8 protein-coding genes are annotated in these 5937 nt (G+C 34.4%); 4 read left to right on the top strand and 4 right to left on the bottom strand.

Annotated elements, in window-relative coordinates; all coding sequences use genetic code 11:
- The 3 genes from MVY38_RS00490 to MVY38_RS00480 all read right to left on the bottom strand — a co-directional run.
- On the bottom strand, positions 1-832 hold an 832-nt coding region (locus MVY38_RS00490), incomplete at its 3' end, for a DEAD/DEAH box helicase (RefSeq protein WP_297482231.1).
- Positions 833-853: 21 nt separating this feature from the next.
- Positions 854-2098 carry an EAL domain-containing protein gene (locus MVY38_RS00485; protein ID WP_297482229.1) on the bottom strand — a complete coding sequence of 415 codons (1245 nt, stop codon included), beginning with the start codon at positions 2096-2098 and terminating at the stop codon, positions 854-856.
- Positions 2099-2134: 36 nt separating this feature from the next.
- Entirely contained in the window at positions 2135-2914 is a 780-nt protein-coding gene (locus MVY38_RS00480; RefSeq protein ID WP_297482226.1) for an RNA methyltransferase, read from the bottom strand.
- A gap of 26 nt (positions 2915-2940) precedes the next feature.
- Between MVY38_RS00480 and MVY38_RS00475 the strand changes: the two genes are divergently transcribed.
- Both MVY38_RS00475 and MVY38_RS00470 read left to right on the top strand, forming a co-directional pair.
- Positions 2941-3594, top strand: coding sequence for a response regulator transcription factor (locus tag MVY38_RS00475; protein ID WP_297482223.1), 654 nt, complete (start codon positions 2941-2943; stop codon positions 3592-3594).
- Positions 3587-4726 (top strand): HAMP domain-containing sensor histidine kinase, encoded by a 1140-nt coding sequence (locus MVY38_RS00470; RefSeq protein ID WP_297482221.1) that lies wholly within the window; start codon positions 3587-3589, stop codon positions 4724-4726. The genes MVY38_RS00475 and MVY38_RS00470 overlap by 8 nt, the downstream gene beginning before the upstream one ends.
- A 6-nt stretch (positions 4727-4732) precedes the next feature.
- Here MVY38_RS00470 and MVY38_RS00465 read toward each other — a convergent pair whose 3' ends face one another.
- Positions 4733-5323: a 2OG-Fe(II) oxygenase gene (locus MVY38_RS00465; RefSeq protein WP_297482218.1), complete on the bottom strand. Its 591-nt coding sequence runs from the start codon at positions 5321-5323 to the stop codon at positions 4733-4735.
- Positions 5324-5439: 116 nt separating this feature from the next.
- Here MVY38_RS00465 and MVY38_RS00460 point away from each other — a divergent pair, with 116 nt between their 5' ends.
- Positions 5440-5682 (top strand): helix-turn-helix transcriptional regulator, encoded by a 243-nt coding sequence (locus tag MVY38_RS00460; protein ID WP_297482213.1) that lies wholly within the window; start codon positions 5440-5442, stop codon positions 5680-5682.
- On the top strand, positions 5672-5937 hold a 266-nt coding region (locus tag MVY38_RS00455), incomplete at its 3' end, for a HipA N-terminal domain-containing protein (RefSeq protein WP_297482210.1). The genes MVY38_RS00460 and MVY38_RS00455, both read left to right, overlap by 11 nt.

Below are 5937 nucleotides of genomic sequence, written 5' to 3'. Positions count from 1 at the left end.
CATTACGTTCATATTGTTCTAAATCCCCATGAATAGCCAGTGCATCTATCTTATTTTGTACTAACGACTCTGCTAACTCTTTGGCTTGAATTTTTGTGTTAGTAAAAACAATGACATTTTGAGGTTTATATGCAGCGAAGATATTTACAAGAGTATCGAGTTTATTACTTGTCTCATAAAACTCCTGCACTATTTTGTTCTGCACTTCACTTATAGTTGTTTTTACACTTACTGCATCTTTTTGAATTTTTTTACTGATTTGTAAAATGGTATCATCATAAGTTGCAGAAAAAAGAAGTGTTTGTCTCTCTTTTGGTATAAATGACAAAACGCTCTCTATCTCTTCTATAAAACCCATATCGAGCATTCTATCAGCTTCATCAAGCACCAATGTTTTTAAGTTTGAAAGGTCAAGACTCTCTTTATTTAGGTGTTTAAGCACTCGCCCTGGAGTTCCTACAATGATGTGAGCCTGATGCGCAAGTGAGCCGAGTTGTTTTCCAAATGACTCTCCCCCTGTAAGCATCAATATCTTAATATTATGCTGAAATCTTGCAATACGGCGAAGCTCTTTTGCAACCTGATCAGCTAACTCTCTTGTAGGGCAAAGCACCAAAGTCTGTACACGAAATTTTTTTACATCAAGAGATGAAAGCAGACCAATACCAAACGCAGCAGTTTTTCCACTACCAGTTTTAGCTTCAGCAATCACATCTTTGTTTTGTAAGATAAGGGGAAGGGATGCCTCTTGAATAGCTGTCATATTTTGATAGCCAAGAGCATCTAAGTTTTTTATCATCTCATCAGAGAGTTGGAGGTTTGAAAATGTCATAAGTTACAATCTTTTTTAGAATTATACCATCTCTGGGTGGTTAAAGTGATTTACATTTTCAATTGCGCTAACAACTGCCTTTTGTACTGTTCCTGGCGCTAGAGAGTTGTCTCTTTCAAACTGAGTCACACCTTTAAAGTTAGAGTTTTCAATAAATAAAATGACTTGCAGTATCTCACCAAAAATATTGTTATAATCTAAAAGTGCCTCTTTTACACTTTCTGAGATATTTATACCCTCTAAAATATCTTCTAACTTCATAGAAAAAATAGTGTCAATAAGTGAAAGAACAGCCACAAGATATGCTTCACCAAGTCTATCGCTCTTTACATTAGGCTCAACATCTTTAAGTATAATTTCCATTAGCTCAATTCTGTTTTGTACCATCAACATAAGAGGTTTATGATTTTTATTTTTTGAAAGTGATTTTGAATATATCATCAACATCAACCACTTTGCAAGAGTTACCCGTCCCATCAAAGTAATCACATGACGAAGGGAAGAGATTTTGTTGCGAAAATGAAACGCACCAGAATTCATAAACTGTAAGAGTTGTACGGTAATTTCAGGACTTTTTTCAAACTCTGTTGTTATTTCGTCAATGCTTGTATCTTGCATCAAAAGATTGTAAAGTTTTAATACATCAAACCGTGCTGCTTCATATTTGGCATTTTCCAAAATCTTTGGTTTAGCAAAAAAGTAACCTTGAAAACAGTCTGCTCCAAATTTTTTCGCTATCTCATAACTCTCATGATCTTCTACTTTACTAGCAATAACTTGTATATTGTACTTTTTAAGTTCTTTAATATAGAATGAAATATCATCATCTAAACCTCGCTCAAAATCAAGCTTAAAAAAGGAAAGGTATTTTAGGACATGAGCATATTTCTCAAAGGTATTAAGAGTAAGCTTTGTATCATTTAGTCCAAGGACATAGCCCTCTTTTGCCATATGTGCTATGCGTTCAACCACTCTTTCATTCATAGTAACATACTCTAAAAGGTCAAAAACAAAAAACTCTTTTGGTACAGAAAATATAATATCGTTAAGTAAAAACTTCTCATCTATCTTGACAAAACCACGTTTATCTTCAAGTAACTCTTTCTTACCAAATTTATTTAAAACATTACTAATTACCGCTGCACTTGCGTATCTGTCCCCTGTTATAACACTCTCTTTGTTCATATCTCTAAATAAAACTTCATACGCACAAATCCTTGCGTTTAAATCTATGATAGGCTGTCGTGCTAGATATATGTTCTGCATACTGAACTCTCTTTTATTTTTATATCACAAATTATATCACAAATTATTTTTTCCTAATTCATACATCAAAATTGATGCAGCTACACCAACATTGAAACTCTTGATGCCCTCTTGCATCTCTATGGTCACTACCTCATCACATACAACTAAAATTTCTTGTGCAATGCCTCTACCCTCATGCCCCATAATGAGTACCCACTTCTGTACAGGTTTTAGTTCACGCAGCATTGTAGAATCCGGTGTAACCTCAGCCGCATAAATGCGATACCCCATATCCTTAAGCGTTGCTATCGTTGTAAAAATATCTTCATACACATGTGTTTTCAACATCTTTGCATAGCCCATAGAGACACGCAAAGCGCGTCTGTTAAAAGGATGCGGTGAGGATTTTGGTAACAAATATGTCCCTACACCAAGAGCCGCTGCACTTCTAGCAATAGAGCCAACATTCTCACTCGAAGTGATGTTGTCAAGCATAATAATCTGCTCATCCGCTGCGTTTAGAGTAATATCATCAGGACGAATACCGTGCATCATGCAATTGTGATGAATCTTATGCCCGACAATCTTACCCATTTCTTCTTTTGTAGTTAAGTAAACTTTTGGCACACCTTTTTTTGCAACAAGCTCATAAAACTCATCATAATATTCTTGTGTAGCAAGTATGCTTTTTACCTCAATATCACTCTCTAAAAGCAGGTTTACCACCTTTGGGGAGTCGGCTATAAAACTTCTGTCACTTCTAAACGCAGCCTCTCTTAACTCTCTATAAACTTGTAGCTCTTCTATCTCTATAGTATCAATTTTTATTATCATGCCCGTATTTTAGGGTAAAATACCTTATGAAGATACTATTAATGGAAGATGATGCTGTTTTATCAGACATTCTCTTAGACTTTTTACGAGAAACATGGAGTGTAGATTATGCTTTTAATGCCCAGGAGGTATATGAGCATTTAGAGACAAAAGAGTATGACCTTTTTATTTTTGACATTAATGTCCTCGGGCAAAATGGTCTTGAGCTGCTTGAAGAGCTACGGAGTTTTAACAACACAACCCCTACCATATTTATTACAGCTTACAGAGATACAGAGTCTCTCAAAAAAGCTTTTGAGGTTGGGGCAAATGACTACATTAAAAAACCTTTTGAGCTTGAAGAGTTAAGTGTACGCATTTACAATACCAAGCGTCTTTTTAACATTGAAACTGACAAATATATACAAATTACACAAAACATTACATTTAATAAAGAGAAGAAAAAAATACTCAAAGATAAAAAAGAGTTCTCTCTTACAAACAAAGACACCCTACTTCTTGCCTACTTTCTTAACAACAAAAACAGGCTGATAAGTAATGAAGAACTGAGTCAAAATATATGGGATTTTGAATCCCAGCCGAGCAATGCAACACTACGCTCACACATTAGAACACTTAGAGAGCTTATAGGAAAAGAAAAAATAATCACCATCCGCGGTGAAGGCTATCTCTATGAATAAAATTACAAAAAGATCTTTTTACTCTTTTTTAGCCCTCTATCTCATCTCATCTTTCATCTTTTTATCTTTAGCCGCCTACTGGTTTTTCAACTCTCAGGTTTCAATGGAGATGAGCAACAACTTCTATAAGATGAACCATATAGCAGACAAAGTAAGCGCAGAAATCATCCATTCAGATATGAAAAAAACAGCATTTAAACTCAAAAATTTTGACTATGCCCATGTTGCTGTCTTTTCCAAAACAAAAAAATTGCTAGATGGTGAAATTGTTCAAAAAGTAGATTTTGCTAAAGATTTTTACATGAAAAATGGTGTTTTTACGCTTGTAAGTAAACGCTCTGCAGGGCATTTAGGCAGAGAGTACATTGTTGTGCAGAGTTCAAAATGTATAGATAATGTAGAAAAAATAAAAAATAAAATAGCCTATGCAGTTATTATTACTGCTTTTCTCATCATTACTATTGCACTCTTTTTATCATATATATTTTTAAAACCAATCCGTGACAAAATGCATGAGATTGAAGAGTTTGTAAAAGACACAACACATGAGCTAAACACCCCAATAACTGCACTAATGATGAGCACTTCAAGACTTAAAAACAGCAATAAATGTAATGAAAAAGTGTTACAAAACATCTCAATAAGTACCAAACAACTCCATGATATATATGCTTCTCTCACCTATATTAGTTTTGACAATAAAAGTGAAGATGCCAAGGAGACTGCGTTTGACAATGTTGTTAAAGAAGACATCTCATACTTTAGAGAGCTTCTAAATAAAAAGAACATTACCCTTGAGGCACATTTAGAAGCCTGCAATATAATGATAGCACCAACAAAGGCAAAAATGCTCATAAATAATCTCCTTAGCAATGCCATAAAATACTCTATGCCAAACGCAACTATTAAAATTACCACAACAGCGAAGAGCTTAACAATTGAAGATGAAGGAATAGGCATTGCAAAAGATAAACTACAGCATATCTTCGAGCGTTTTGTACGAGCGAACTCTTATGCAGGAGGTTTTGGAGTAGGACTTAGCATAGTTGAGAGCATAGTAAAAGAGTATGATTTCAAACTACACATCGACTCAAAAGAGAATGTTGGAACAAAAATTACCATAGAATTTTAAAGCTTTTTAGGAGACTTTATCTACGCGAAACCAACCTGCAATTGAGTATCTTGTTTTTTTTGCAGGTAAAACTTCATGAGGAAAATCTTCACTCATAAAAACTACCAAAGTGTTTGCATTTGGAGTTACTTTTTGCAGTTCATTTCCCTCTTTATCATATATAACAAGCTTTCCACCATCTGCATCACTCCAAGCATCATTGAGATAATAGACAGTTGTTACCACTCTGTTTTTGGTACTCTTAAAGGCATCAAGATGTTTTTCATAAAAATCTCCCACCTCATAGCGTGCAAAATGTGCTTCATAATAACGCAGTCCAAGATAGAGATGACGGTTCAAGTAATTTTGTAAGCCAGTGGTAAACGCAAGATACTTTTTTGTAGCCATACTATGCACATCTATCCAATGGATTTTATCTCTTCGTCGGTTCTCATCCACTGCTGAAGCAGTAGAAACACCTGCTAGCTTGTAGTTTTTCTCCTCTTTTGCCTCTTGAAGCAATGTAGCAGCAGTCACTGCGTTTAGAGCATCATTAATAACAACATAGCCATCATTTACCAAAACATTGGTAATTTGTTCATAAAGATTTTCATACATAAGAGAATTGTAGCTAGAAGAAGATTCCCCGTCAAGTTTAAATTATGTATAATATATTTGATATAATATACAATAAACAGTATAATATAAAATATATTTAATATAAAAGGCTAAAAATGGATTTTCAAGAGTTTGGATTAACAATTGCAAAACTAAGAAAAGCAAAAAAAATATCGCAAAAAGAGATTGCAGATGCTATTGGTATATCATGTGCAACTTTAAGTTCATTTGAAAATGGTCGTGCCGTAGATATTGGGTTTCGTAAGGTCTTGCACATTACTGACTACCTTGGATACACTCTTGATTTAAAAGAGAAAAGTAGGTTTCCAACTTTTGAGGAATTGAAAAATGAGCGATAAAATAGATGTGAATGTACTCAAACAGCCTGTTGGTGTATTAAGCAATGAAAATGAGAAATTTATATTTACTTACACGCATATCCGTGACTTTGTATCGCTTACAATGCCTCCGAGAACGCAACAGTATGTAAACAACAAACTCCACCCTATTTTTGAGATGAATCTGCCTGAGGGGTATCTGCTCTCTATCATTAAAAAACACTTTTCTAAAATCGTTAAAACAGATGAATTTGGACTTCTCAAACTTATTTCAAA

This window comes from Sulfurimonas sp. (assembly GCF_027056685.1).
Lineage (GTDB): Bacteria > Campylobacterota > Campylobacteria > Campylobacterales > Sulfurimonadaceae > Sulfurimonas.
This window is presented reverse-complemented; position numbering and strand designations above follow the sequence as displayed.

What these genes read in the sequence shown, in the direction of transcription:
- MVY38_RS00465 (WP_297482218.1), bottom strand. Translation starts at nt 5,323, where the DNA reads ATGTATGAAAATCTTTATGAACAAATTACCAATGTTTTGGTAAATGAT.
- MVY38_RS00485 (WP_297482229.1), bottom strand. Translation starts at nt 2,098, where the DNA reads ATGCAGAACATATATCTAGCACGACAGCCTATCATAGATTTAAACGCA.
- MVY38_RS00480 (WP_297482226.1), bottom strand. Translation starts at nt 2,914, where the DNA reads ATGATAATAAAAATTGATACTATAGAGATAGAAGAGCTACAAGTTTAT.
- MVY38_RS00475 (WP_297482223.1), top strand. Translation starts at nt 2,941, where the DNA reads ATGAAGATACTATTAATGGAAGATGATGCTGTTTTATCAGACATTCTC.
- MVY38_RS00470 (WP_297482221.1), top strand. Translation starts at nt 3,587, where the DNA reads ATGAATAAAATTACAAAAAGATCTTTTTACTCTTTTTTAGCCCTCTAT.
- MVY38_RS00460 (WP_297482213.1), top strand. Translation starts at nt 5,440, where the DNA reads ATGGATTTTCAAGAGTTTGGATTAACAATTGCAAAACTAAGAAAAGCA.